General features: G+C 41.3%; 22 protein-coding genes and 1 pseudogene. 14 read left to right on the forward strand and 9 right to left on the reverse strand.

Annotated features, from left to right (window positions below; genetic code table 11):
* Positions 1–268 precede the first annotated feature (268 nt).
* From AC787_RS15815 to AC787_RS33300, 8 genes and pseudogenes are all read left to right on the forward strand, one after another.
* Positions 269–997, forward strand: coding sequence for a LytR/AlgR family response regulator transcription factor (locus AC787_RS15815; RefSeq protein ID WP_054025659.1), 729 nt, complete (start codon positions 269–271; stop codon positions 995–997).
* Positions 998–1,009: 12 nt separating this feature from the next.
* A complete protein-coding gene (locus tag AC787_RS15820; RefSeq protein WP_054025660.1) occupies positions 1,010–2,326 on the forward strand; it encodes a sensor histidine kinase in 1,317 nt (438 codons plus the stop codon).
* 530 nt (positions 2,327–2,856) lie between these two features.
* Positions 2,857–3,792 carry an EAL domain-containing protein gene (locus AC787_RS15825; protein WP_054025661.1) on the forward strand — a complete coding sequence of 312 codons (936 nt, stop codon included), beginning with the start codon at positions 2,857–2,859 and terminating at the stop codon, positions 3,790–3,792.
* A 36-nt stretch (positions 3,793–3,828) separates the two neighbouring features.
* Positions 3,829–4,479 (forward strand): WxL domain-containing protein, encoded by a 651-nt coding sequence (locus AC787_RS15830; RefSeq protein WP_152970642.1) that lies wholly within the window; start codon positions 3,829–3,831, stop codon positions 4,477–4,479.
* Positions 4,480–4,501: 22 nt separating this feature from the next.
* Positions 4,502–5,197 (forward strand): WxL domain-containing protein, encoded by a 696-nt coding sequence (locus tag AC787_RS15835; RefSeq protein ID WP_054025663.1) that lies wholly within the window; start codon positions 4,502–4,504, stop codon positions 5,195–5,197.
* A 100-nt stretch (positions 5,198–5,297) separates the two neighbouring features.
* Positions 5,298–6,350: a DUF916 and DUF3324 domain-containing protein gene (locus tag AC787_RS15840; protein WP_054025664.1), complete on the forward strand. Its 1,053-nt coding sequence runs from the start codon at positions 5,298–5,300 to the stop codon at positions 6,348–6,350.
* The gene (locus tag AC787_RS15845; protein ID WP_054025665.1) at positions 6,322–8,733 is read left to right on the forward strand and encodes an L-type lectin-domain containing protein; all 2,412 of its coding nucleotides are present in this window, start codon (positions 6,322–6,324) and stop codon (positions 8,731–8,733) included. Before AC787_RS15840 ends, AC787_RS15845 begins: the two co-directional genes overlap by 29 nt.
* Before the next feature lie 291 nt (positions 8,734–9,024).
* Positions 9,025–9,146, forward strand: a pseudogene (locus tag AC787_RS33300) (IS3 family transposase); the annotation flags it as partial.
* A 48-nt stretch (positions 9,147–9,194) separates the two neighbouring features.
* On the opposite strand, the gene AC787_RS15850 reads toward AC787_RS33300, so the two are convergent.
* Positions 9,195–9,599, reverse strand: coding sequence for a winged helix-turn-helix transcriptional regulator (locus AC787_RS15850; protein ID WP_054025666.1), 405 nt, complete (start codon positions 9,597–9,599; stop codon positions 9,195–9,197).
* A gap of 156 nt (positions 9,600–9,755) precedes the next feature.
* Here AC787_RS15850 and AC787_RS15855 point away from each other — a divergent pair, with 156 nt between their 5' ends.
* From AC787_RS15855 to AC787_RS15875, 5 genes are all read left to right on the forward strand, one after another.
* Positions 9,756–10,961 carry an MFS transporter gene (locus AC787_RS15855; RefSeq protein WP_054025667.1) on the forward strand — a complete coding sequence of 402 codons (1,206 nt, stop codon included), beginning with the start codon at positions 9,756–9,758 and terminating at the stop codon, positions 10,959–10,961.
* Complete coding sequence (locus AC787_RS15860; RefSeq protein WP_054027093.1) at positions 10,961–11,803, forward strand: aldo/keto reductase; 843 nt, start codon at positions 10,961–10,963, stop codon at positions 11,801–11,803. The genes AC787_RS15855 and AC787_RS15860 overlap by 1 nt, the downstream gene beginning before the upstream one ends.
* 162 nt (positions 11,804–11,965) lie before the next feature.
* Positions 11,966–12,895, forward strand: a complete 930-nt coding sequence (locus AC787_RS15865; protein WP_054025668.1) for a metallophosphoesterase family protein — start codon at positions 11,966–11,968, stop codon at positions 12,893–12,895.
* Positions 12,896–13,091: 196 nt separating this feature from the next.
* A complete protein-coding gene (locus AC787_RS15870; protein ID WP_054025669.1) occupies positions 13,092–14,234 on the forward strand; it encodes an acyltransferase in 1,143 nt (380 codons plus the stop codon).
* A 190-nt stretch (positions 14,235–14,424) separates the two neighbouring features.
* Positions 14,425–15,048, forward strand: coding sequence for an acetate uptake transporter (locus AC787_RS15875; RefSeq protein ID WP_054025670.1), 624 nt, complete (start codon positions 14,425–14,427; stop codon positions 15,046–15,048).
* A 71-nt stretch (positions 15,049–15,119) separates the two neighbouring features.
* Here the strand turns inward: AC787_RS15875 and AC787_RS15880 are convergent, their stop codons facing one another.
* The 7 genes from AC787_RS15880 to AC787_RS15910 form a co-directional block, all read right to left on the reverse strand.
* A complete protein-coding gene (locus AC787_RS15880; protein WP_054025671.1) occupies positions 15,120–15,596 on the reverse strand; it encodes a YhcH/YjgK/YiaL family protein in 477 nt (158 codons plus the stop codon).
* Between the two features lie 52 nt (positions 15,597–15,648).
* Complete coding sequence (locus AC787_RS15885; protein WP_054025672.1) at positions 15,649–16,503, reverse strand: MurR/RpiR family transcriptional regulator; 855 nt, start codon at positions 16,501–16,503, stop codon at positions 15,649–15,651.
* Positions 16,504–16,530: 27 nt separating this feature from the next.
* Positions 16,531–17,415 carry an ROK family protein gene (locus AC787_RS15890; RefSeq protein ID WP_321166119.1) on the reverse strand — a complete coding sequence of 295 codons (885 nt, stop codon included), beginning with the start codon at positions 17,413–17,415 and terminating at the stop codon, positions 16,531–16,533.
* 2 nt (positions 17,416–17,417) lie between these two features.
* Entirely contained in the window at positions 17,418–18,107 is a 690-nt protein-coding gene (locus tag AC787_RS15895) for an N-acetylmannosamine-6-phosphate 2-epimerase (protein ID WP_054025673.1), read from the reverse strand.
* A 320-nt stretch (positions 18,108–18,427) separates the two neighbouring features.
* Complete coding sequence (locus AC787_RS15900) at positions 18,428–18,769, reverse strand: zinc ribbon domain-containing protein YjdM (protein WP_054025674.1); 342 nt, start codon at positions 18,767–18,769, stop codon at positions 18,428–18,430.
* 151 nt (positions 18,770–18,920) lie between these two features.
* Positions 18,921–19,898 carry a ring-cleaving dioxygenase gene (locus AC787_RS15905; protein ID WP_054025675.1) on the reverse strand — a complete coding sequence of 326 codons (978 nt, stop codon included), beginning with the start codon at positions 19,896–19,898 and terminating at the stop codon, positions 18,921–18,923.
* Positions 19,899–20,106: 208 nt separating this feature from the next.
* Positions 20,107–20,463 carry a nucleotide excision repair endonuclease gene (locus AC787_RS15910; RefSeq protein ID WP_054025676.1) on the reverse strand — a complete coding sequence of 119 codons (357 nt, stop codon included), beginning with the start codon at positions 20,461–20,463 and terminating at the stop codon, positions 20,107–20,109.
* 272 nt (positions 20,464–20,735) lie between these two features.
* Between AC787_RS15910 and AC787_RS34835 the strand changes: the two genes are divergently transcribed.
* Positions 20,736–21,464: a LysM peptidoglycan-binding domain-containing protein gene (locus AC787_RS34835; RefSeq protein WP_235560990.1), complete on the forward strand. Its 729-nt coding sequence runs from the start codon at positions 20,736–20,738 to the stop codon at positions 21,462–21,464.
* Between the two features lie 125 nt (positions 21,465–21,589).
* On the opposite strand, the gene AC787_RS15920 is transcribed toward AC787_RS34835, so the two are convergent.
* Entirely contained in the window at positions 21,590–22,381 is a 792-nt protein-coding gene (locus AC787_RS15920) for an SDR family NAD(P)-dependent oxidoreductase (protein WP_054025677.1), read from the reverse strand.
* Positions 22,382–22,545 lie beyond the last annotated feature (164 nt).

Here is a 22,545-nt window from a genome sequence, read left to right on the forward strand (position 1 = left end):
CTTTCTTTTTTATGTCTAGTTGGAAAGGAATATCCACATCCAATATCTGTTAGATTTAAGCACAAAGATCGCGCTACTCCTTCTTACTGTGGTGCATAGATAATATTTGTCAAGTGCCTTACATCCCTTTTTTTATTGAATAGTGATATAATAATTAATAAAAATCAATTGATTTATTATTCCTGATCTATGATTCTATTAAGCGATCTGTATTACTTCAGTGAGTTTCGTTCTTGATAACAATAATAGTTAAGGAAGATGGACAATAATGCTGACAATTTTTCTGTGTGATGACAATCAACAAATGTTAGATAACTACAGACTTCTTATTAATGAATTTGCCAACAAAAATCGCATATTAGTAAATATTTTCACTTTTCAAAATGGAGAATCTTTGGTATTCCACTTGCTTGATTCTCCTAATCAGGTGGATATTATTTATTTGGATATCTTGATGGGATCATTGAATGGTATTGAAACTGCAAAAAAACTGAGAACGATTGGCTGCAAGTCGGAAATCGTATTCCTAACGACTAGCGAGGATTATGTGTTCGATGCATTTGACATCTCTCCGGTTCAATATTTGGTAAAGCATAATACGACAACGGAAAGGTTTGAGCAGATTCTCGCTCGGGCCATTGCATTAGCTGAGGTTAAAGAGGGCGAGATGTTTATATGTGAATCCGGTTATTCATGCAAAATCATACCTATGAAGGACATTTCTTATTTCGAAATCAGAAAACGGGTCGTTACGGTCCACTATAAAGGAAATGAAAGTTTTGAATTTTACGGAACAATGGATCAGCTAATGCATCAGCTTCAAGGAAAGGATTTTATTCGGGTTCATCGCTCATATATAGTTAATTTACAATATATCGCAAAATTTCAGCCTCAAAATTTACAGTTAAAGACAGATGAATGTATTCCTATCGGTGTGACCTACATGAGATCAGTGAAACAGGAATTTTCAAACTATATCTGCCAAATGTCTAAATAAAGGGGGAGGGATATGCAATTTGTATTTGTTGCTTTATTGATTGTCTATAATATCCAATTCCTGCTTTACTGTAATAATATATTTCCGGTCAATCGAGGACACTGGCTTAACTATGCGATTGTCGTTATTTCCAATATTGCCTGTTATATAGCAGTGGAATATATGAATCTTCCTCAAACGGGTGTTTTGGCTAAGAGTGTTTTATTCATGTTGGGACTCAAATTTCTCTTCGAAATCAACCTCATACCCATGCTGTTCTATGGATTAGTTTATATTTTTATTATTTTCTCCTTTAAAGGAATTGTGGCCTCGGTTTTTGCCTTGATTTTGAGTGAAGATATTGATTATATTCTTCAAGGCGAGAAATTTTATACGGTTGTTTCGATTGCAGCGCTGGCTTCAATCCTATTTATTTATATTATAAAGAAAACGATTGTTAATGAATTACAATTAAGGAAATTTCATTGGAATGGAAGCCAAATGAAAAATATCGTCGTTCTTCAAATAGCATTACTTTTTTACCTTATGCTGATCTTCGACGGGCGATTTGTTGATTCGAACCCACTATGGTTTACGATATTATATTTAGTATCAAATATTTGGAGTCTTGCTCTAATGCTGGTTGTTTGGAACAAAACTATTCGGGCTGCATATCTTCAGGAATATGAGCGACAAACCAAGCAACTGCAAGAACAGCTCGAACGCCAACTGAGACATTACAAATCGTATCAAAAATACACGGAGAGCTTCCGGAATTTTAAACATGATTATAATACGATGATGTCATGGGTTAAGACTCTGCTTAAAAATAATGAGAATGATAGAGCGTCCAAATTAATAGATGATATTGAGTATACAATGCACAATAGTGTCTTAGTTCATAAGACTTATTCCAATAATTTTATACTGGATGCCATTTTACAGGATGAGGCCAATGTATGTGACGAATATCATATTCGTTTTTCGGCGCTTGCACTTATCCCTCCTCACATTGCGCTGTCTAAGCTGGATATCATCCGTATTTTTTCAAATGCACTAAGAAATGCCATTGAAGCATGCTGCAGGATAGAGGATTACTCGGATCGGTTTATCGAAGTTTCAAGCTTTACTAATGAAGGTTGGCTATGTATTATGATCAAAAATTCATTCAACGGAGAGATAAAGATGGAAGATGAAGGGGTGGTTACCATCAAACAAGATAAAGAAAACCACGGTGTCGGCATAAGAATATTAAAAGAAATCGTTGAGAAGAGCGGCGGATTAATTCACATGGACATAGACCCGATAGAGAAAATATTTATTACTAAATTTCATATACCCGCACAGTAGTGATGATTTATTAAATGCTAGAATCAAATGATTGCGGTCTCGGCAAGAAAAGGATGACTTCTGTGGTTATAGCCCCATCAAGTAGACAGTAAAATAAGAACCTTAAGCGGCGATTGTTTCTCGGTATTCAACCGGGGAGTGGTCGCCTGTTTTTTTCTGAAAGCGTTCATTGTTGTAGTCAACGCTTTCTCCGAAAAAGGTTACCGTATGCCTTCGTTGTGTATTGAAATCCCTGGTCTGAATGAAAGTGCTCTTATTTGGAACAAAAGAACAATCATTCGATACTCAATCAACGAAGTGCTCAACTTTTTAGCTATGATCTAATCATACGGTAGCCGCTTGAGCTTCTCAGATGAGCTGAAGGTAAAGCAAAGCAAAGCAAAGGACAGGCGTTCTGCCCGATCCGATCCTTTGCTTTGCTTTCCTTTTTACTTAGACAAGCACTAACTCGGTAAATACAGACTCACTAGTAATCAGGAGGAAGGTCTCATGTATTATGGTTGTAATGGGGGAGGTGAATTTTTTTAAATATGCTAAGCAACATCGATATCGGACGCTTAAAGAAAAAGTACAGACAACGACAGCATACTTTGATATTTAGACAGAAGCTTGAGGAAATTCGACATCTCCGACAAGAAACGCGTAGCATTCTTCATAATTGCGACGATTCACGACGTTCGTTTTTCCGTCGTGCACTGGCTATCGAACTGGAATACGGATTCAATAATCAGAAAGACACTATACATTTAGAATACCAGCCCAAATTAAACGGTCAGAGTGAAGTAATAGGGGCGGAAGCTCTATTGCGCTGGAATCATCCGGTTTGCGGAGCGATATCGCCAGAGCTAATCTTAGGTATTTGCGAAGAAGCAGGTCTTACCAAACAATTGACTGCATGGATTTTGAATCAGGCTATAAGCGATTTAAAGCAATGGCATATACAGGGCCATAGCAACCTGACCATTTCGATCAATGTGGATCCGAGACAGCTGGAAGAAGAGGATCACCTTGTTCAGACGATACAGGTATGCATAAATAAAGCGACTATTGACCCTAAATATGTGGAACTGGAGCTTACGGAAAGAACGGTAATTCCTCAAAGCCGCTCCGTTCGTCGCAACCTTGAGAAGTTGAAAGCTATGGATATCAATGTATCCATTGATGATTTTGGCATGGGACATAGCTCTTTGTCGTATCTATGTGAATACTCTATAAGCTGCGTAAAGCTGGATATTGCTCTGGTCCGTGAAATCGAAAGTTGCAAGAAGCGGCAGATCCTTGTAGAGTCCATTATTTCGTTGTGTAAGAAATTGAATGTCATGGTGGTAGCAGAAGGTGTGGAAACAAAACAACAGCTTGAAATCTTGCAAAAGCTTGGTTGCTGCTATTATCAAGGTTTTTATTTTAGCAAGTCATTGACTAGTGAAAATTTCACAAAATTTATGACCCATCAAATTGGCTTGTGAGAATTAACTAACTATTAAAGAACGATACCATTAGGAGTGAATCAGCAAATGAAAATCAAAAAAGTATTTCTATTATCAATAGCTATTCTATTACTAGCGTTCCCCGCAGCGGCAAGCGCGGCAGATAATGCCACTTCTCAAGGCAGTATTCAGATAACTCCGGGAGATACTATAACCCCGCCGATCGACCCAAGCGTGCCGGGCGGAGGTACTGGAAATCAAGGGTCATTAACCATTGATAATGTCTCGCCGTTACTGTTCGATACGCATCAATTGGCCGGCGGAAAAATGACCTATTCAACGACGACAGTAAATCCCAATGTTCAAGTAACGGATACTCGCGGAACGGGAACAGGTTGGACCTTGCAAGTATCGGCCACGCCATTCAAAGATCAAACGGACGACACGATAGTGTTGAAAGGTGCGGTTGTAACGCTTCCGGTTGGAATGTTCGTGACGACTACCGGGAATGTTTCCGCAACGCCCATGGCAAATAGCGTTCAATTAAGCACAGATACGGACGTAACCGCACCGCAAAACCTGATGGTTGCGGCGGTTAATACAGGTCTGGGAACATGGGTGGATAAATTTAACGCTAGCAATGTGATAATTGAAGTCCCTGCAGGGAACCTGGTTGGTGAATATGCTTCCACATTATACTGGAGTCTGCTGGATGCGCCGCAATAGTATACAGTAGGAGGCGAGATAGATGAAGGTTATTAAGCTACTGGTATTAGGAATTATCCTTGCCGGGGCAGCCTATTCAAGCAATCCGGTCAAGGCAGCTGGGGTTGATTCGGCCGTTTCCAGCAGCACCATAAGCTTTATTCCCGATGAGGGGACAACGAATCCGGTAGATCCTGAAGATCCGGATAATCCGGATCCGCCTTGGCCGATTGATCCTGAAGATCCGGGAAACGGAGGCACTGGAAGCATTGGAGCGTTGACACTTGATTATGTCTCCAATATCCAATTCGGAACCCAAAAAATTGCTAGCGGAAACATAACGTATTATGCCTTAAATAAAAATCCGTTTGTACAAGTTACAGATAAACGCGGAACCGGTGAAGGATGGTCTCTGAAGGCACAGGCTTCCGAATTCACAAGCGAGGATCGGAAAGTGTTGGCAGGCGCCATATTATCCTTTCGAAACGGACGAGTAAAATCACTGTCCGGCAATGTATCCGCTCCTCCTGAAGCGTATGACGTTGTCTTTGATAATATGGATGCAAAGCCGGTGATGATGGCTGAAGAAGGCGCCGGACGCGGAACCTGGGTCGACGTTTTCACAGGAACGGGCGGCGATAATAGAAATGTCCAATTAAAGGTTTTGGAGGGGTCGGCAGATACGCTTATCCATTATACGGCAGAAATTACTTGGGAATTGTCTAACGCACCAAGTTAAAATCGTTTCAATTGTTGAACTGGGCTTTTTTTAAAGCCGGGTTCAACTTTGTTTTCAGGGCATGAACATGCGTTCCATTTGAACGAGGAAGGGATGTCGAATGAAAAAAGGTTTATTAATGCTTCTGGTTTCATTATGGATTGGGTTGGGGATGGTCGCAAACCATGACACGGCTTTTGCTGGATCGATGAGTTATTCCGTTAAAGCGAATATTCCCAAGAATCAGATCAATAAGAAACTTACCTATTTTGACTTGAAAATGAGTCCCGGTTCAAAACAAACGATTTCGTTAACCGTGAAAAACGGATCAACCGAAGAAATAGAGCTGATAATTGAACCTAACACAGCGATAACGAACCAAAATGGAGTCATTGATTACAGCAAACATGATCATGAAAAAGACAGTTCATTGAAATATGCATTTTCTGAGCTTATTACTCCAAAGCAAAAAGTAACGTTAAAAGGAAACGAAACGAAGAATGTGCCGTTTACGATTCAAATGCCCGAGAAGTCGTTTGACGGAATTATTTTGGGCGGTTTCCAGATTTACGAAATCAATCAAACGGATAAAACACAAGCCAATCATAATGTTCAAATAAACAATAAATTTTCTTATGTGATTGGCGTGAAATTAACCGAAACTGAAAAATCGGTACGGCCTGATCTAAAGTTAAATGAGGTTCAAGCGGGATTAATGAACTATCGTCCGGTGGTTACCGCCAATCTGCAAAATATAGAAGCGGTTATTGTAAACAATTTGGATGTAGATGCCAGAGTCACTAAAGAAGGTCAACAAAAGACGCTTCACGAAACGAAAAAAAGCAAATTATCCATGGCTCCGAATTCTAATTTTGATTTTCCGATTAGTTGGGACGGCAAACAGCTTGAACCTGGAAAATATCATATATATGTAACGGCTAATGACGGCAATCAAACCTGGAGATTTGATAAAATGTTCGAAATTAAAAGTAAAGATGCACAGCAGATCAATGAAGTCGCAGTTGAAACCACTGCCGAAAAAGGAAATAGGTTTGTTTATTGGGGCATGGGCGCGATCATTTTAATATTATTATTCATTATTTTTATATTGCTGTTAAAGAAAAAAAGAGGGGAAAACCATCCAAATGATGAACAACAAATTCCCTTATCCTAAGTTTATGCTCCTATTAATCATGTGTGTACTGCTTCCCAGCTTCGTGTGGATGGCACCAGCCCGGGGTGAAGCTGCAGTTGCGAATCAGCCTCTCGAAGGGATTAAATTAGACAATCTGTTTATTCCTCCGGATCTTGATCCTTCCGTTGTTGACGTTACTTATGTTACTTATGCTACCTATGGTGAGCAACGAAGAACCCGTAGTGCAAACATTCCTCCAGCCAAGATTGATCTAGATAATATTTTTACGATACCTACGGGTTCGAACAGTTCCATTATTGATGGTTCAATCGTTCAAATAACTCCTGCATCTACTTGGAAAAAAGGTGGAATCTGGTCGACCAGCAACAATTTTTTCGATTTAACACAAGATTTCAAATCGTCAATGTATATCTACTTCGGAAATCGAGGAAAGGATGCAGCGGATGGTATTGCTTTTGTTATGCATAATGATTCCAGAGGCACAAACGCATTGTCTCCTAACAACGGCGCCGGTCTTGGGGTGTGGGCATCACAGAATCATAATGGTCCGTATGATGGCATTCAAAATAGTCTAGCGGTTGAATTTGACACTCATATAAATAATGGTGGCATTGGTGAAGGTCGATTTGACGTAGACAGTTCCGCTGGGAACCATATTGCTTGGAACTATCCAGGTAAAACCAGCATATATACTGATTACTATCATTTCCCTGATTTTACAAGAAAGATGATGCATAACAATCTTCAATATACTGGGATATTATCCAACGATACATGGCGCAGATTTGAAGTGGAATGGAATGTGGCGAAAAGCATGTTATCTTATCAACTGGAAGGGACAAGTAAGGTTAATATCCCCATCAATGTACAAGATGTCTTTGGTTCGAACCAGATCTATTGGGGGTTTACGGGTTCAACCGGAGGTGACTATGCCTTGAATCAGGTTGTATTTGAAACTGTTCCTGGACTGGTAAACAGCGAAGTGAAAGAAACGATAACCAGAGATTCATTTAATGTAAACGGCGCCACCGTCTTTTTTGGTGATGAGTTAACTTACACCATCACGGCGAAATATCTCTCAGGCAAACAAGACTGGAAAAACATCGTGGGACAAACAACAATTAATGACTATGTTACGTATGTACCGGGTTCATTGACATTAACAGATCGTAACGGAACTGTACCCTTGAATGATGCTTTGTGGTCTGGGAATACGTTAGCCGTTAATCTATCTGACATGAATGCTGATAATCATGAACAGAGCATTTCTTTTAAGGTTGCAGTAAACCAGGTATCACAAACAACCCCAGTTGCTGAAAAGACAGACTTTCGGGGAAGTAACCATGTTACCCAAACTTCACCAGTGAATTACTTTATTGATATTAACCAAGCCCCCAAAGTGGCAATCGATGAGGCTGGCACTATTCATATTAAGGTTGGTCAAGATTATGAGGTCACAGGAACCTGGCAAGATCCTGATAATTCCACCAACACGCTATACTATGCATTGAACAATAATCTCCTAAACACTGAAGAGCTGGATAATGGCGGTTCTACAGATCCAGTGCCGTGGAACTATCTCGTATCATCCAGTCTATTGCAAAAAGGCGAAAATATATTTCAAGTAGCATCAAGAGATCCGAGAGGGGCCTATTCTATAGCTTTTCTAAATATTTTTGTTGAGAGTCCGCCAACCGTTACGTTAATGGATGCGAATAAGGAAATTCCAGTTGATTTCGGCACAACTTATACCATTAACGGGAGCTGGAGCGACCTTGATAGTCATGCAGTTGATTTATATTATGCAATAGATAGTGCTGCTCCAGTCAATTTTGCTCCCGGTGCAGAAAATTCGACTATTAAAGGTGAAGAAATCATCTATCAATATACTATACCCGCAGACCAATTAACATTAGGCATGCATCAAATTGCAGTTTATGCAGTGGATGAAAGGGGCTGGCACTCCAATGTTGAAACCGTAAAAGTCAATGTTACCGGAAAATTAGTTTTCACGAGTGTGGCTGAAAACATGAGTTTTGAGAATATAAAGATTGCAAGCCAACCGACTATTTCAGAACGAAATAATGATTGGGACATCCATGTGAAAGATACCCGTGGAACAGGCAGTCCATGGCGTCTCTCAGCGACTTTGACTGAAGAATTTACAGATGGCAAAGGACACCACTTGAAAGATGCATTAATATTTGTTGATGAGCATGGAAATGAAACAACGATGGAGCTTGGAATACCTATGAATGTTTATGACGATATTTCTTATGACCAGCAGGAGGTAAGCATTCAGTGGGAAATAGATCGAGGAATATTATTGAAAATCAACCCCTATGTCTATGCAGCAGAATATAAAGGATTGATTAGTTGGAACTTAGTTGATGCTCCTTAATAGGGTAAGAATCCACTGCGACGCCTTTTATTAGACAGGCTGCAATACCGCCGTCTTGGTGGCACACGAATACGCATCCCTGCATGAGGTACGTGACGGCTTCCTCCGCATTCCGCATCTATACAAGCAGCCCCCTAATAAACCAGAGATACGCGATTAGGTGCGATCTCGTACCATACCGAACTTATTCGCATAATATGCAGGACGGACGACTGGATAACCGGAGACCTTCCCCCATTCCTTAACACGGAGCGGCGGGAGGTCTTTTTTATGTATTATTTGCGTCGTACATACCCAACCTTCGAAGAACTTCAAAAGACATCGATGCGTACATTTATTTTTACAATAACGAGCGTTTGCAGGCAAAACTAAACGGCCTCAGTCCAATAGAATTCAGGACCAAGGCCGCTTAACCGATTTTTATTATTTATATTGTCTAAGCCTGTTTGTGATTGGATCTTTTAGCAAAGCACATCTTTTTCCTGTTCGACGATGTCCATTTCAAGATTATTTAGTCCGTTGTCTTCTAATACGGCAGCCTTATCCCCGTACTCTTTTATAATATGGATTTCACCCCATGAACAAAGGGAATCCAATATCGATTTTAAGCTCCATCCGTATTCACTAAGCTCATATTCAACCCGCGGGGGGACCTCATTGTAGCTTATCCGATTCACGATGCCATCTTGCTCCAGCTCCCTCAGCTGCTGCGTTAACATCTTTTGTGTAATAGAGGGCATAATACGTTTTAGATCGCTCGTTCTTTTTTTGCCATGTGTTAAATGACAAAGGATTACACACTTCCATTTTCCCCCAATTACCTCGAGGGTCGCTTCCACTGAAATATTATATTTCTTCTTAATCACAGGTTAATCCTCCCAAACTGAGCTGTAGCCTACTGTTGATGCAATTATTACTTTTTAGTACCTATAGTACTTCAAAGTACGTACTGTTCATTCCCGCCTAAACCAATCATAATAGCACTTACCGGCCGGCAATACTACACAAAAGGGGTTATACAAATGGCTTTAGATAAAAAAAGAAGTACTTTGGCGCTCCTTGCGTTAGCCATAAGCGCCTTTGCGATTGGGACAACAGAGTTCATCAGTGTAGGGCTTCTCCCGCTTATATCTGAAGACTTGAATATATCTGTTACAACATCCGCACTAACCGTTACTTTATATGCTTTGGGGGTGACTTTTGGAGCGCCGATACTAACGTCTTTAACATCTAATATTCCGCGAAAAACATTATTGTTTTGGATTATGATTGTTTTTATTGCCGGAAATAGCCTTGCCGCAATAGCGAGTGGGGTTGGCATTTTACTGACAGCACGCGTCATCTCGGCGTTGGCTCATGGTGTATTTATGTCGATTGGATCTACCATTGCAGCTGATCTCGTTCCCGAGAACCGCAGGGCAAGTGCGATCGCTATTATGTTTTCAGGACTTACAGTAGCTACCGTTACAGGCGTGCCCTTGGGTACTTGGATTGGACAAAACTGGGGCTGGCGTGCTGCCTTTGTCGGCATTGTTGTCATTGGCATAATAGCCTTTATAGCCAATATGATTTTGATTCCTTCTGATTTGCGCAAAGGAACTCGAACACCGCTCCGCGAGCAGGTGAAGCTGGTTACGAATGGACGATTGCTGCTTGCATTCGCTATTACTGCCATTGGGTATGGGGGCACGTTTGTTGTCTTTACTTATTTATCCCCGTTACTTCACGATATAACCGGATTTAAGGAAAGTACGGTAGCGGCCATTCTTTTGGTTTACGGCATCGCGATAGCAATCGGCAATGTCATTGGAGGAAAAGCTGCCAATAAGAAGCCGATTACCGCCTTGTTTTACATGTTTATTTTGCAGGCTATTATACTCTTCATTCTCACATTCACCGCTCCGTTTAAAGTAGCTGGCTTGATTACAATTTTCTTAATGGGACTGTTTGCTTTTATGAACGTACCCGGCTTGCAAGTGCATGTGGTTATGCTCGCTGAGCGATATGCGCCGAAGGCGGTAGATGTCGCTTCCGCTGTTAACATTGCTGCGTTTAACGCTGGTATTGCAATTGGAGCCTATTTGGGCGGTGTCGTTACGGACTCGATTGGACTTATTCATACAGCATGGGTAGGAGCTTTGATGGTTGTCGGAGCTGTCATATTAACCGGCTGGGCAAGAGCTTTGGAAAAAAAAGATGAAACAAAACACAGGAGGGCTTCACTATGATCGCAAAACATTTACAGGATACAACTACACTTCACAACGGTGTTCAAATGCCATGGTTTGGTCTTGGCGTATTTAAAGTTGAGGATGGTGCTGAGCTCGTTAATGCTGTCAAAGCAGCCATCAAGAATGGCTACCGCAGTATTGATACTGCAGCTATTTATGACAATGAAACAGGTGTCGGACAAGGTATTCGTGAGGCTATGGTTGAATACAACGTGGCTAGAGAAGAGCTTTTTGTTACATCAAAAGTATGGAATGCTGATCTTGGATATGAATCTACGCTGGCAGCCTACGAAACAACGCTAAATAAGCTAGGTCTGGAATATCTTGATTTGTACCTTATTCATTGGCCTGTAGAAGGTAAATTCCAAGAAGCGTGGAGAGCTTTGGAAACTCTATATAAGGATGGTCGTGTAAAAGCGATCGGCGTAAGCAATTTTCAGATTCATCATCTGGAGACGTTAATGAAAGATGCTGTCGTTAAACCGATGGTCAATCAAGTGGAACTCCATCCGCAGCTAACTCAGAAAGAGTTGATTGAATATAGCAAGGAACAAGGCATTCAAATCGAAGCATGGTCTCCGTTAATGCAGGGTCAGCTGTTAGAACATCCTGTTCTTAAAGAGGTCGCTGATAAACATAACAAATCCATTGCCCAAGTCATTCTGCGCTGGGATTTACAGCATGGTATTGTAACGATTCCGAAATCTACGAAAGAACAGCGCATCATTGAAAACTCTGACGTATTTGATTTTGTGCTCTCTGAAGAGGAGCTAGCTCAGATTGATGCTTTAAACCAGAATCTTCGGGTTGGCCCAGATCCTGACAACTTTGATTTTTAATATATGGTCCCAGTAACGAAAACGCCGTCTCTTTCAATAATGAAAGAGATGGCGTTTTTTTTTTGCAGGATAATGAGCAATGGTATCGAAATGATTGTACATAAACCATCAATACAGCTTTCTGGCGTATAACATTCTAATCACATAAAAGTGGAGGGTACTATGGCGAGCTTACATTTTCGAGAGGACGGCAATTTTAAAATTGTTCAATTTACCGATCTACATTGGCAAAATGGGCAGCAAGAGGATTTACAGACGTATTCGCTAATGAAGAATATCCTTCAAGAAGAAGCACCGGATTTGGTGATCTTTACAGGTGACGTTATTTATAGCGAGCATTGTGCAGATAGGAAAGAGTCCTATAAAAATGCTGTCAAAGCAGCGGAAGAATTTAATATCCCCTGGGCAGCTGTGTTTGGCAATCATGATACCGAGGTTGGCACCACCAGAGAAGAGCTTATTCGATTGCAGCAGGAAAGACCGCTTAGCTTAACAGAAATGGGCCCTAGCCTAGGGGATCGTGTAGGAAATTATGTGCTTGAAATCCATTCTAAAAATAATAACGGACCAGCTGCCGCATTATATTTATTAGATTCTGGCGAATATGCCGATCAGCCAGTTGGCGGCTATGCATGGGTAACTCACAGCCAAATTGGCTGGTATAAGGAGCAGTCCGCTCGTTTAACGAAGCAAAACAATGATGTTCCACTACCCTCACTAGCGTTTTTCCATATCCCTGTACCCGAATATAACGAGGTATGGAACGAGCATACCTGCTATGGGCAAAAACACGAAGGCGTAGCAAGTCCAAAAATAAATTCCGGACTATTTACCGCCTTTCTTGAAATGAAAGATGTACGTGGCACGTTCGTGGGTCATGACCATATCAATGATTACTGGGGTGAGCTTCACGGCATACGTCTCTGTTATGGACGGGCAACGGGTTATAACACCTATGGAAAAGAAGGCTTTCCGCGAGGCGCACGGATCATACAATTAACCGAAGGGGAAGCTGACTTTCAAACATGGCTTAGATTGGATGATGGATCTGTCGTAGTCAATCAGCCAGAGCATCTACCAGAGCAAGGTTAGCGTCACCGTTCATCATGCATAAATAAGGACAACCAGATGGTTGTCCTTATTTGTGTTTATATCCATTTCAAGGCTGCCAGAGCACAATTTCTCCACAAACTAGTTCATTATATTTTCCCACTTTTGTGCTATACTAGCTTGTCAGCATTTTAACAACAAATAATGTAAGATTATCAACTTATTCAAGAGGTGCATAATGTCTCAACCGCCAACTAAGAAGGCGCTTTTGACCGAGATTGAGAGCCTTCGCGCATTTGGCATACTTGCCGTCATTATGATTCACGCGACATCCTCTTCGGTGGTCAATGCCGACCCTAACTCCACACTGTTTCTGATTCTGGTCCTGTTCAATACTTTATCCAAATTCGCCGTACCTCTATTCATTCTGATCAGTGGCATATCTCTTTTCTACAATTACAATGATAAACCATTAAACAAGCAGACGGCTAAATCGTTCTACAAGAAGCGTTTGACTAAAATTATGCTGCCGTTTCTTCTATTTTCATTTATTTATTATGCCACTATCATCTATTTCAGATATGGATTTACTAGTTTTGAACAGTTTATTTCTTATTTTCAAACCTGGGATTTTTTCGTTAAATTGATGATTGGAAAAACCTATGCTCATTTGTATTTTATCTTCATTATCATCCAGTGTTATTTGCTCTTCCCACTGCTGTGGTATGTGATGAGAAAGTGGCCTCGTCTCGTTAATTGGTTGATAACAGGAGGACTTCTCGTACAATGGGCTTATATGCTGAATGCGAAAGAAATCGGAATTAAATACGTCACCAGCGGATTTTTCGCATATAGCTTGTACTTTTGTATCGGGGCTTACATTGGAATCAACTATACGAAGCTTTACTCCTATTGGGAGCGCAATCGAAACAGCATTGCTTTACGTAGCACATTAATTCTGGTATTAGTCACTTCCGGCGCTATCAATGTGATCTACTACTTACGTGAAGCTCAGGGAAAAATACTATTTAACGATATCTTTTTGGTGCAATTGAAAAATGAAATTTATATCACTGCTGCATGCCTGCTCCTTATTCATTTAGCACTTCGGATTAAGGCATCCCGCATCGAATATTTGAAAGCTGTTCTTATTCATCTCAGCCATGCATCGTTTGGCATGTACTTGCTTCATCCGATGTTCCTCAGATATTACCGTATGATGGATGTGAATGGCAGTCCGCTAGTCTATGGTGCATGGATTGCAGGCGGCTTCTTACTGGCTCTAATCGGCTCATGGATCATCGTCACTTGGGCTGGAAAAGTAAGAGGAAACTGGATTTTATTCGGACCTATTCCCAAGCAGAAACCGCTCGGACAGTAGCCGCGAAGGATGAAATTAAAACATTTATGTGACGCCCCTCTGCTTATCATAGGCAAAAGGGGCGTTTTCAATAATTTCCCCCTATGCGAGTCAGGTGATTTCCGTTAAACTAGTAATTCTGGTATCGGCAGAATCAACTATAATATTGCAGGTTTACCCCTGAAAAACTATTGGAGGTTTCTTTTCTAACATGCATAATGAACATCATTCCAATGTAAAAATCGTAACCGCCGACCCAAGCGCAATCGGCTTATTTGGGCTGGCTATCGTTACGCTCGTAGCCTCCTCACAAAAGCTCGGCTTAACGGAGGGTCTTAGTCTCGTTATTCCATGGGCTATCTTCCTAGGCGCCTTTGCCCAGCTCTTTGCTTCTATACAAGATGCCAAACACAATAATACATTCGGTATGACCGCTTTTGGCGCCTATGCTTTTTTCTGGATGGCCATGGCCGGCAGCTGGCTTATCAAGCTCGGAGTATTCGGCGCAGAGCTAGCAGCAATCGCAGACAGCAAGCAGCTTGGTTTTGCTTTTGTCGGTTATCTCATATTCTCCCTGCTGATGACCATCGGGGCAGCTGAGACAAATAAAGTCTTGTTCTTCATCTTCGTACTGATTGACCTGCTGTTCCTAGGCCTGAGCTTCGATGCATTCGGAGTTGCCTCCGACGTGTTCCACACACTCGCTGCTTATGCCGAGATGGGTATCGCTCTGCTGTCGCTATATGCCGCGGGTGCAGCTGTGCTGAACACGCATTTTGGACGTGTGTTTCTGCCAATCGGTCGGCCTTTTGGCATCTTCAAACCCCGTTCATAATTGAAATCTCATACCTATCTATAATAAAAGCCAGCCGCTCATCGTGCCGATCCCCGATAGAGCGGCTTTTTTTAACGCCGTTGCAGCAAGTCCATATGCATTTTCACAACCGCTTTTTTGATTTTTGTAGACGGTTGGCCCATGCCGGGTCTGTGAATATCATTAGGGAAAAAGACGGCAAACATACCCGGCTTAAGATGGAGCAATATCTCATCTGCTGAAGGCTTATACAGCGCGTAATCCTGCTCACTGTCATAAGCTTTAACGGGTTCAACATCTTCTCGCAGCGATGACCACCCGATGGTTTCTTCACCTTCAATTAAATATTGGAGGTCGATATAGGACTCGTGTTTCTCAGCAAGATGATCTTCTGAAGCCTTCGCATCAAATTCCATAAATGAAGCATACATAAGATCACCGTTAATCTCGACACGACCGGCAGCAGGATTTTGTACTAGTATTTTCTTAAGTTCGTCCATCGCTGTTACGATGACGGTATTCTCGTATTTGCTTTGATCTCCCCATGATGTCAAAGAACCTAAAATCATGACCTATTCCCCCAATGGCGTATTCAAAAGCTTGTTCCGCATATGCTATGCTTTAAAGCAATTTCACAGCTACTGACCCAGCAGTACTTTCCTTATTCCTTATAGAATCCTCGTAGGTTCTCTTGAAATATTCAACATATAGTACATCGAGCAAGTAAAGCTGTGAAATCTTCGCAGATAATGAACCGCCTTGCAGAGGCCCTTCATTCGCGCCGCATAGCAGTGTGAGATCCGAGTAAGAGGTTAGCGGTGACTTAACGAATCTGGTAATAGAAATGACGGTAGCACCACTTTCTTTTGCCTTTTTTGCCACTTCAATCGTATCCTTGGTAGAACCGGAATAAGAAATAACGACGGCAACATCTCGTTTCGTCATTAAAGCCGCCGACATCATCTGCAGATGGGAATCGATGCTGCATTCCGTTTTATTTATGATACGCATAAATTTGATTTTCGCTTCCATTGCTGTCATTAATGAAGAACCGACGCCAAAAAATATGACGCGTTCCGCTTGAAGCAAATGTTCAATGGCTTGATTCATTTTTTCGTTATCGATCAGATGATAAGTTTCGTTTAACGCGCTTATATTGGATGACAGCACCTTGGAGGACACTTGCTCTATCGTATCGTTCATCAGAACCTTGTCCGTGAGCTGCGGTATTTCGTTTTCCACTGTGATGCTATGTGCAAGTGCAATCTTGAAATCCTGATACCCCTTGTAGCTTAACGATCGGCAAAACCTGAATACACTTGACTCGCCTACTCCGCAGCTATCCGCAAGATCAGTGATCGACATATAAACGACACTTTCCGAGTTATCCAAGACATAGTCCGCTACTTTTTTTTCCGTATTCGTCAGGTTGTTGTATTTCGAATGAATCGTTGTGAAAATATTGATCGTGCGCAACCCATCACCTCCCTAAATCCTTTACACTCAGCGTAAAAATAATGATGCAGCACCTAATAAGCCAGCCTTATTTCCAAGAGAAGCCTTTAGAATATTCACACCCAAAAAACTTTCCATGATTAACTCTTTTGTTTGTTTCTCGACTATGCGAACGAGTTCATCCTGTTCCATCACTCCGCCCCCTACAATAATTGCAGGTGGATTGAAGATATGAATAAGTGAAGCTAAACCCGCAGATACTTCAGCAGTCCAAGTATGCAAAATATGATTTAACGTATCGTTTCCTACCTGTATTTTATCAAAAAAACCTTTTCCATCTACAATTTCTGGATCAGCTTCTTGGGCCATTCGGATTAAGGCTGCCGTTGAGGCGTAGGTTTCGTAATACGGTTTTCTCGTGCTGCCATTCATGTTAGACAATGGATGTGTAAATATATGACCGAATTCAGCGGCCGATCCGCTTGATCCGCGGTATATCTGACGATTAATGACGATAGCTCCGCCGATACCTGTTCCAAACGTTAAGCATAAGAAATCAGTAAACGACTTTGCTGCCCCAAAGTATGCCTCGCCTAAAGCAGCCGCATTCACATCATTTTCTACCTTAACGGGTTTATGGAATCGGTTCTCCACGATTTCTTTAATCTTCATACCTGTATAATTGGGGATATTCTCGTTTGCATACAAAACGCAGCCCTCTTCGGTGTTCACTTGACCGGCCGTACTGATAGCGACAGCATCGAAATGATGATAGGATTCCAATTGATCAAGCAATCTTTCCATGAGATGCAAGCCGCCCAAATGAGCCTCGGTAGAATATTCCTTGAACTGAGTAATCGTTCCTTGTTCATCGCAAATGCCGATCTTCGTGTTGGTGCCACCAATATCCGCCGCTAAAATGTTCATCCCCATGGCTATTCAACAGCCTTTACGAATTTTTTGGTTATTTCCATCGGTCTTGTAATGGAAGACCCCACTACTGCCGAATAAATTCCTTGGTCAAATAATCTTTTTAATTCCTCGGGTGTCGAGATGCCGCCCTCCGCTATGATCGGAACGGATATCGTATTTACGAGCTTCTCTATCAATTGAAAATCCGGCAAAGCGTTATCTTTTGTTGCTTCGGTATAACCACTGAGCGTCGTGCCTATAATGTCAAACCCAAGCTCTGCAGCCTTGATTGCTTCAGCATAAGTGGAGCAATCCGCCATAAAGAGCTGATCTGTATATTTTTCTCTTAGTAACGGAAATAATTCCGATATAGTCGAACCATCCGGTCTCACACGATCCGTCGCGTCCATTGCGATGATGTCTACGCCTTCAAGACAAAGCTCATCCACTTCCTTCATCGTGGGAGTGATAAATACGGCAGACCCCTCATAAACCTCTTTAATGATCCCGATAATTGGTAAATCAACTTGCCTCTTGATTTCCCTAATATCCTCCACACTGTTAGCACGAATACCCGAAGCACCGCCTAAGTATGCTGCATATGCCATTCTCCCCATAATAAATGGACTATGAAGCGGCTCATCAGGCAAGGCCTGGCAGGAAACAACCAGCTTTCTTCTTATCATATCAAGGACATTTCTATTTGTATTCATTGGACTCCACTCCACTACGGTTTTATTTACTCCTCGAATGCACCCTGCCATCTTATAAGCAAAATTAGGAATACTAAATCAAGTCATCATAGCAGTAGGCAAAAACAACATATCATAATACCTTGATATTGTAAATTAATTTCATTATTTTTTAATTAATAAAAAATATTTCCACCACAAAACTCCCCCCTAGATTTTCTGCCCTCTCGGGTTTATTATCTTTTTTCTACATAAATAAAAAGACCCGATAAGCTCTATAAGAGCGAATCAGGCCTCAACTATTCCGTTTTTACTTTAGCGTAACTCATGATAAATAAAACCTAAATCTTTTTCACAAATTCCGACTTCAATTTCATAGCGCCAAAGCTATCAATTTTGCAATCAATATCATGATCGCCTTCAATTAAGCGGATGTTTTTTACTTTTGTGCCTATTTTGATAACGAGCGAGCTGCCTTTAACTTTAAGGTCTTTAATAACAGTAACAGAATCGCCATCGTTCAACACATTTCCATTCGCATCTTTGATTATTCTTTTATCTTCATCGTTATCGGATTCTGATTGTAAGCTCCACTCATGACTGCATTCTGGACAGATCAGCAGACTGCCATCCTCGTACGTGTATTCAGAATTGCATTCCGGGCAATTTGGCAAACTAGACATAATTTCATGTCCTCCATTCCTTATTGTACATTCAAGCTCTCCTTGAAGTTGCCTTACAAGTATATGGGATATTGTCCAATCAATCCACTAGATTAAATACAGCCCTAGCTACTAAGCGAAGCTAGGGCTGTTTGCAACCGTATCAACAATATTATTCTTTAATAAATTCCTTCGTACTGCGTACCGTATCAATCGGGCGAACTAATTTTTCGATTTCTTCACGTTTAGGCTCTAGGAAAGGAGGCAGCGATAATTTTTCACCAAGCGTCTCATAAGGCTCATCTCCCATAAAACCTGGACCATCCGTTGCAAATTCGAATAAAATTTGCGGAGCCACTCTAGCGTACAACGATTCGAAAAAGTGACGGTTCACATAGCCAGAAGACGGCAATCTGAAACTCTCTAGACGCTCGATCCATTCATTCAATACGCCGCGGTCCTCAACACGGAATGCCACGTGGTGAACGGTGCCGAAGCCTTGATGCGCTTGTGGAAGCACAGCATTGTATTCCACAATAACTTGAGCTCCATTTCCGCCTTCACCAACCTCAAATAGATGGAATGAGCCGTCTTGATCAATCTCTTTGAACAACAGTACTTTTTCCAGCATCGTTTTGAAGTTCTCGAAATTAGAAATGCGAATGAAAATTGGCCCTAGACCCGTAATCGCGTGCTCTAACGGAATTGGTCCTTTTTCCCAAGGCACCCCTGAAGCTACCCCTTTATTATTTTCATCCGAAATCAATTGATAGTGTTGGTCATCAAAGTCAACGAACGAAAGTGACTTCTTGTCAAACAGCTCTTGAATACCGGTATGCTTGACATCTAGACGGTTGAATCGCTCTACCCAGTATTGCAGAGCCGCATCATTCGGAATTCGGAATGAAGTTTTTGATATTTCATTCGTCCCATGCACGCCCTTCGGAATATGTGGAAAATCGAAAAATGTCATGTCAGTGCCTGCGTTGCCTTTATCATCTGCAAAAAACAAATGATACGTTTGAATATCGTCTTGATTCACTGTTTTCTTAACTAAACGCATACCTAACACATTAGTAAAAAAGTCATAGTTGCGTTCTGCGCTGCTTGTAATCGCCGTAACATGATGGATACCTTTTAATTGATTCATTATATATTCCTCCATTCAATTTTAGCTTTCCCGTGGTACATGAATAAAAATCATCTTCTAAAACAATCTTTAATTTAATTATCTTTAATTTAAGATAAATATAACAGGTTTACTTTTCGCTGTCAACATGTCCGCATACACAGGAAACAAAAAAACAATAAGCCTCGTCCTCATGACTGTGCTCATTGCTTTGTTTTCGTAATTGTATCTATCTAAAGTATACTTTTTCTACATTGTACTTCGCTCTGTATTTGTTAATAAGGTAAGTTTCGTAGATCTCCCGATCAACAGAATCCTCATTGACATAAACCTCAATTTTAGTAACCTCATTGCGATGATTCTTCATGACGGATACTGAATCCTCAAAATGTTTTTTGATTCGAGGTCTTAGTTTCCGCGCCTTACCGACAAACAGCAGCTCGTCCTTATCGTTGTAAAACATAAAAAAGCCACCATGTTCCCTCGTAATCAGGTGAAAATCAGTAAAGCCATAAATATTGCTCAGCTGGGGATTAACCTGCTTGGTAATGGTCACGTCCGGTGCCGGAATCGTTATGTTTATCATAATGGTTCACTTCCTCTCTGCGTATAGGTCTATATACTATCACAAAACCCCAAATGAAAACCATTGGCACGGTAAATAACCTATTTACCAAAATAGGATATCTGCTGACGTTCAACAGGTTATAATGACTGTTTTAACTTCTTGTAGGCTAACCCAGATCAGCCATTGTTATTCTCTCTGCTTATTAGCGCTATCGTGCATTAGCCCAAACGAATATGACCTCCATTGCATATTCTTATTAGGTGAACACCTATATTAAGGAGGAAACACATATGTTCTATTCGATTCCTTGGATATCAGAACCACGGCATCAACCCTCGTTCTATACAAGAAATGCCATTCATCCAGGGACTTATCCTTATAACTCTTACACATGGCAGACGAATTATATCCCCTATAGGCAAACACCTGCACCGTTCTTTAGAATGGAAAGGGGTATCGTACAAGGTAATACATGTATAAGTAAAGCTGTAGTAGAATTAAACCAGACTTTCCGAACGCTCTGGGAGCAACACGTCGCTTGGACGAGGATGCTTATTATTAGTATTGCAGAAGAATTGCCTGACTTGGCTCTAGTTACCGAACGTCTGCTCCGAAATCCTACGGATATGGCCGCCGTGTTTAGACATTATTACGGGGATGCAGTAGCTTCTCAGTTTGACAGCTTAATGAGAGAACATCTTGTTTTGGCTGCCCAACTCGTTAAAGCTGCGAAGGCCGGCAACAACCAAGCAGCTGCGGAAGCGGAGAAGAAATGGTACGCCAATGCAGATGAAATCGCTGGTTTTTTGAACAGTATCAATCCCAACTGGCCAAAGTCAGTCTTGCAGAACATGCTGTATGAGCATCTGCGAATGACCAAAGATGAAGCCGTATTTCGGTTATCCAAAAAATATAAATCCGACATCGAGGCCTTTGATCAAATTGAGAAGCAGGCATTGGAAATGGCAGATGCATTTACAGCTGGCATCGTTGCGCAATTCCCCAATGCTTTTCAATAAATTTCAGTATGCGAATATAAGCTAGCTTCTTAGTTGTTTAAAATGAAAGGGCACCCACTTGGGTGCCTTTTTTTCTTCAAAACAATAGTCATCAAAGAAGTAGTAACGATCTTTTCATTTCATATTTACAAAAGTACACGTGGACGCAGCATCCGTTCCACGATACGAAGCATTTGTTTACTTGTTAAAAAACGAGATGCTTGAGCTGTTATGAAATTTTTGAACCCGGCAACAGCATAAGGCCGACCAGCCTCTAATGAGCGAAGCGCCACTTGTACAACATTTTCTGGCGTATCACGCTTTCCGACCGAAGCCTCCTCAGCTCCCACAACGCTAAAGAATGGGGTTTCCGTTGAACCTGGACATAGAGCAAGAAATTGGACACCGCGTTTGCGGTTTTCTTCCCAAAGCGACTGTGTAAACGACAATACAAATGCTTTAGTCGCTCCGTACACTGCCATATATGGATCCGGTTGAAATGCTGCCGTAGAAGCTACATTAATGACTATACCGCTCTGTTTCTTCAGAATATCCGGTAAAAATAAATGAGTGAGATCCACAACCGCAAGTACGTTGAGCATAACTTCTTCATGCACTCGGTCTCTGGATAATTGATCAAATAATCCATGACTAGCGAACCCCGCATTATTAATTAATATATCTACACTAAGACCACGTTTTAAGCATTCTTGATATAGTTTGGCGGGAGAGCCTTCTCTAGATAGATCTGAGACGATAACTTCCGTTTGAATGCCATGTTTCTTACTTAGTTTCTCAGCTAAAGCAACGAGCTTAGATTCCGAGCGTGCGGTTAAGATCAAATGGCTTCCCTTAGCAGCCAATTCATGCGCAAACGCTTCTCCTATACCCGAAGAAGCACCTGTAATCAGTGCCCACTTGTTTTGTACCTGTTTCATCGTCTCAACCCTCTCGGATATGTAGTTTTTATGTAGAAACATTGTTTCCTAATGAAATCATTGTATTTAAATGCGCATCTAATGTCAACTTATTGATTAATAAAACCTTTTGATGGTACAGTAATGCCTAGTTTAGGTTGGTGTTCTGATATTGAAAATAGTAA

This window comes from Bacillus sp. FJAT-28004 (genome assembly GCF_001280845.1).
GTDB lineage: Bacteria > Bacillota > Bacilli > Paenibacillales > Paenibacillaceae > Pristimantibacillus.

Bases quoted from the DNA above. Each gene is read 5' to 3' on its own strand.
- AC787_RS15920 (WP_054025677.1), bottom strand. From the start codon at position 22,381: ATGAAACAGGTACAAAACAAGTGGGCACTGATTACAGGTGCTTCTTCG.
- AC787_RS34835 (WP_235560990.1), top strand. From the start codon at position 20,736: ATGTTCTATTCGATTCCTTGGATATCAGAACCACGGCATCAACCCTCG.
- AC787_RS15870 (WP_054025669.1), top strand. From the start codon at position 13,092: ATGTCTCAACCGCCAACTAAGAAGGCGCTTTTGACCGAGATTGAGAGC.
- AC787_RS15905 (WP_054025675.1), bottom strand. From the start codon at position 19,898: ATGAATCAATTAAAAGGTATCCATCATGTTACGGCGATTACAAGCAGC.
- AC787_RS15835 (WP_054025663.1), top strand. From the start codon at position 4,502: ATGAAGGTTATTAAGCTACTGGTATTAGGAATTATCCTTGCCGGGGCA.
- AC787_RS15825 (WP_054025661.1), top strand. From the start codon at position 2,857: ATGCTAAGCAACATCGATATCGGACGCTTAAAGAAAAAGTACAGACAA.
- AC787_RS15910 (WP_054025676.1), bottom strand. From the start codon at position 20,463: ATGATAAACATAACGATTCCGGCACCGGACGTGACCATTACCAAGCAG.
- AC787_RS15845 (WP_054025665.1), top strand. From the start codon at position 6,322: ATGATGAACAACAAATTCCCTTATCCTAAGTTTATGCTCCTATTAATC.
- AC787_RS15890 (WP_321166119.1), bottom strand. From the start codon at position 17,415: ATGGGGATGAACATTTTAGCGGCGGATATTGGTGGCACCAACACGAAG.
- AC787_RS15815 (WP_054025659.1), top strand. From the start codon at position 269: ATGCTGACAATTTTTCTGTGTGATGACAATCAACAAATGTTAGATAAC.
- AC787_RS15880 (WP_054025671.1), bottom strand. From the start codon at position 15,596: ATGATTTTAGGTTCTTTGACATCATGGGGAGATCAAAGCAAATACGAG.
- AC787_RS15865 (WP_054025668.1), top strand. From the start codon at position 11,966: ATGGCGAGCTTACATTTTCGAGAGGACGGCAATTTTAAAATTGTTCAA.
- AC787_RS15900 (WP_054025674.1), bottom strand. From the start codon at position 18,769: ATGTCTAGTTTGCCAAATTGCCCGGAATGCAATTCTGAATACACGTAC.
- AC787_RS15840 (WP_054025664.1), top strand. From the start codon at position 5,298: ATGAAAAAAGGTTTATTAATGCTTCTGGTTTCATTATGGATTGGGTTG.
- AC787_RS15875 (WP_054025670.1), top strand. From the start codon at position 14,425: ATGCATAATGAACATCATTCCAATGTAAAAATCGTAACCGCCGACCCA.
- AC787_RS15895 (WP_054025673.1), bottom strand. From the start codon at position 18,107: ATGAATACAAATAGAAATGTCCTTGATATGATAAGAAGAAAGCTGGTT.
- AC787_RS15820 (WP_054025660.1), top strand. From the start codon at position 1,010: ATGCAATTTGTATTTGTTGCTTTATTGATTGTCTATAATATCCAATTC.
- AC787_RS15855 (WP_054025667.1), top strand. From the start codon at position 9,756: ATGGCTTTAGATAAAAAAAGAAGTACTTTGGCGCTCCTTGCGTTAGCC.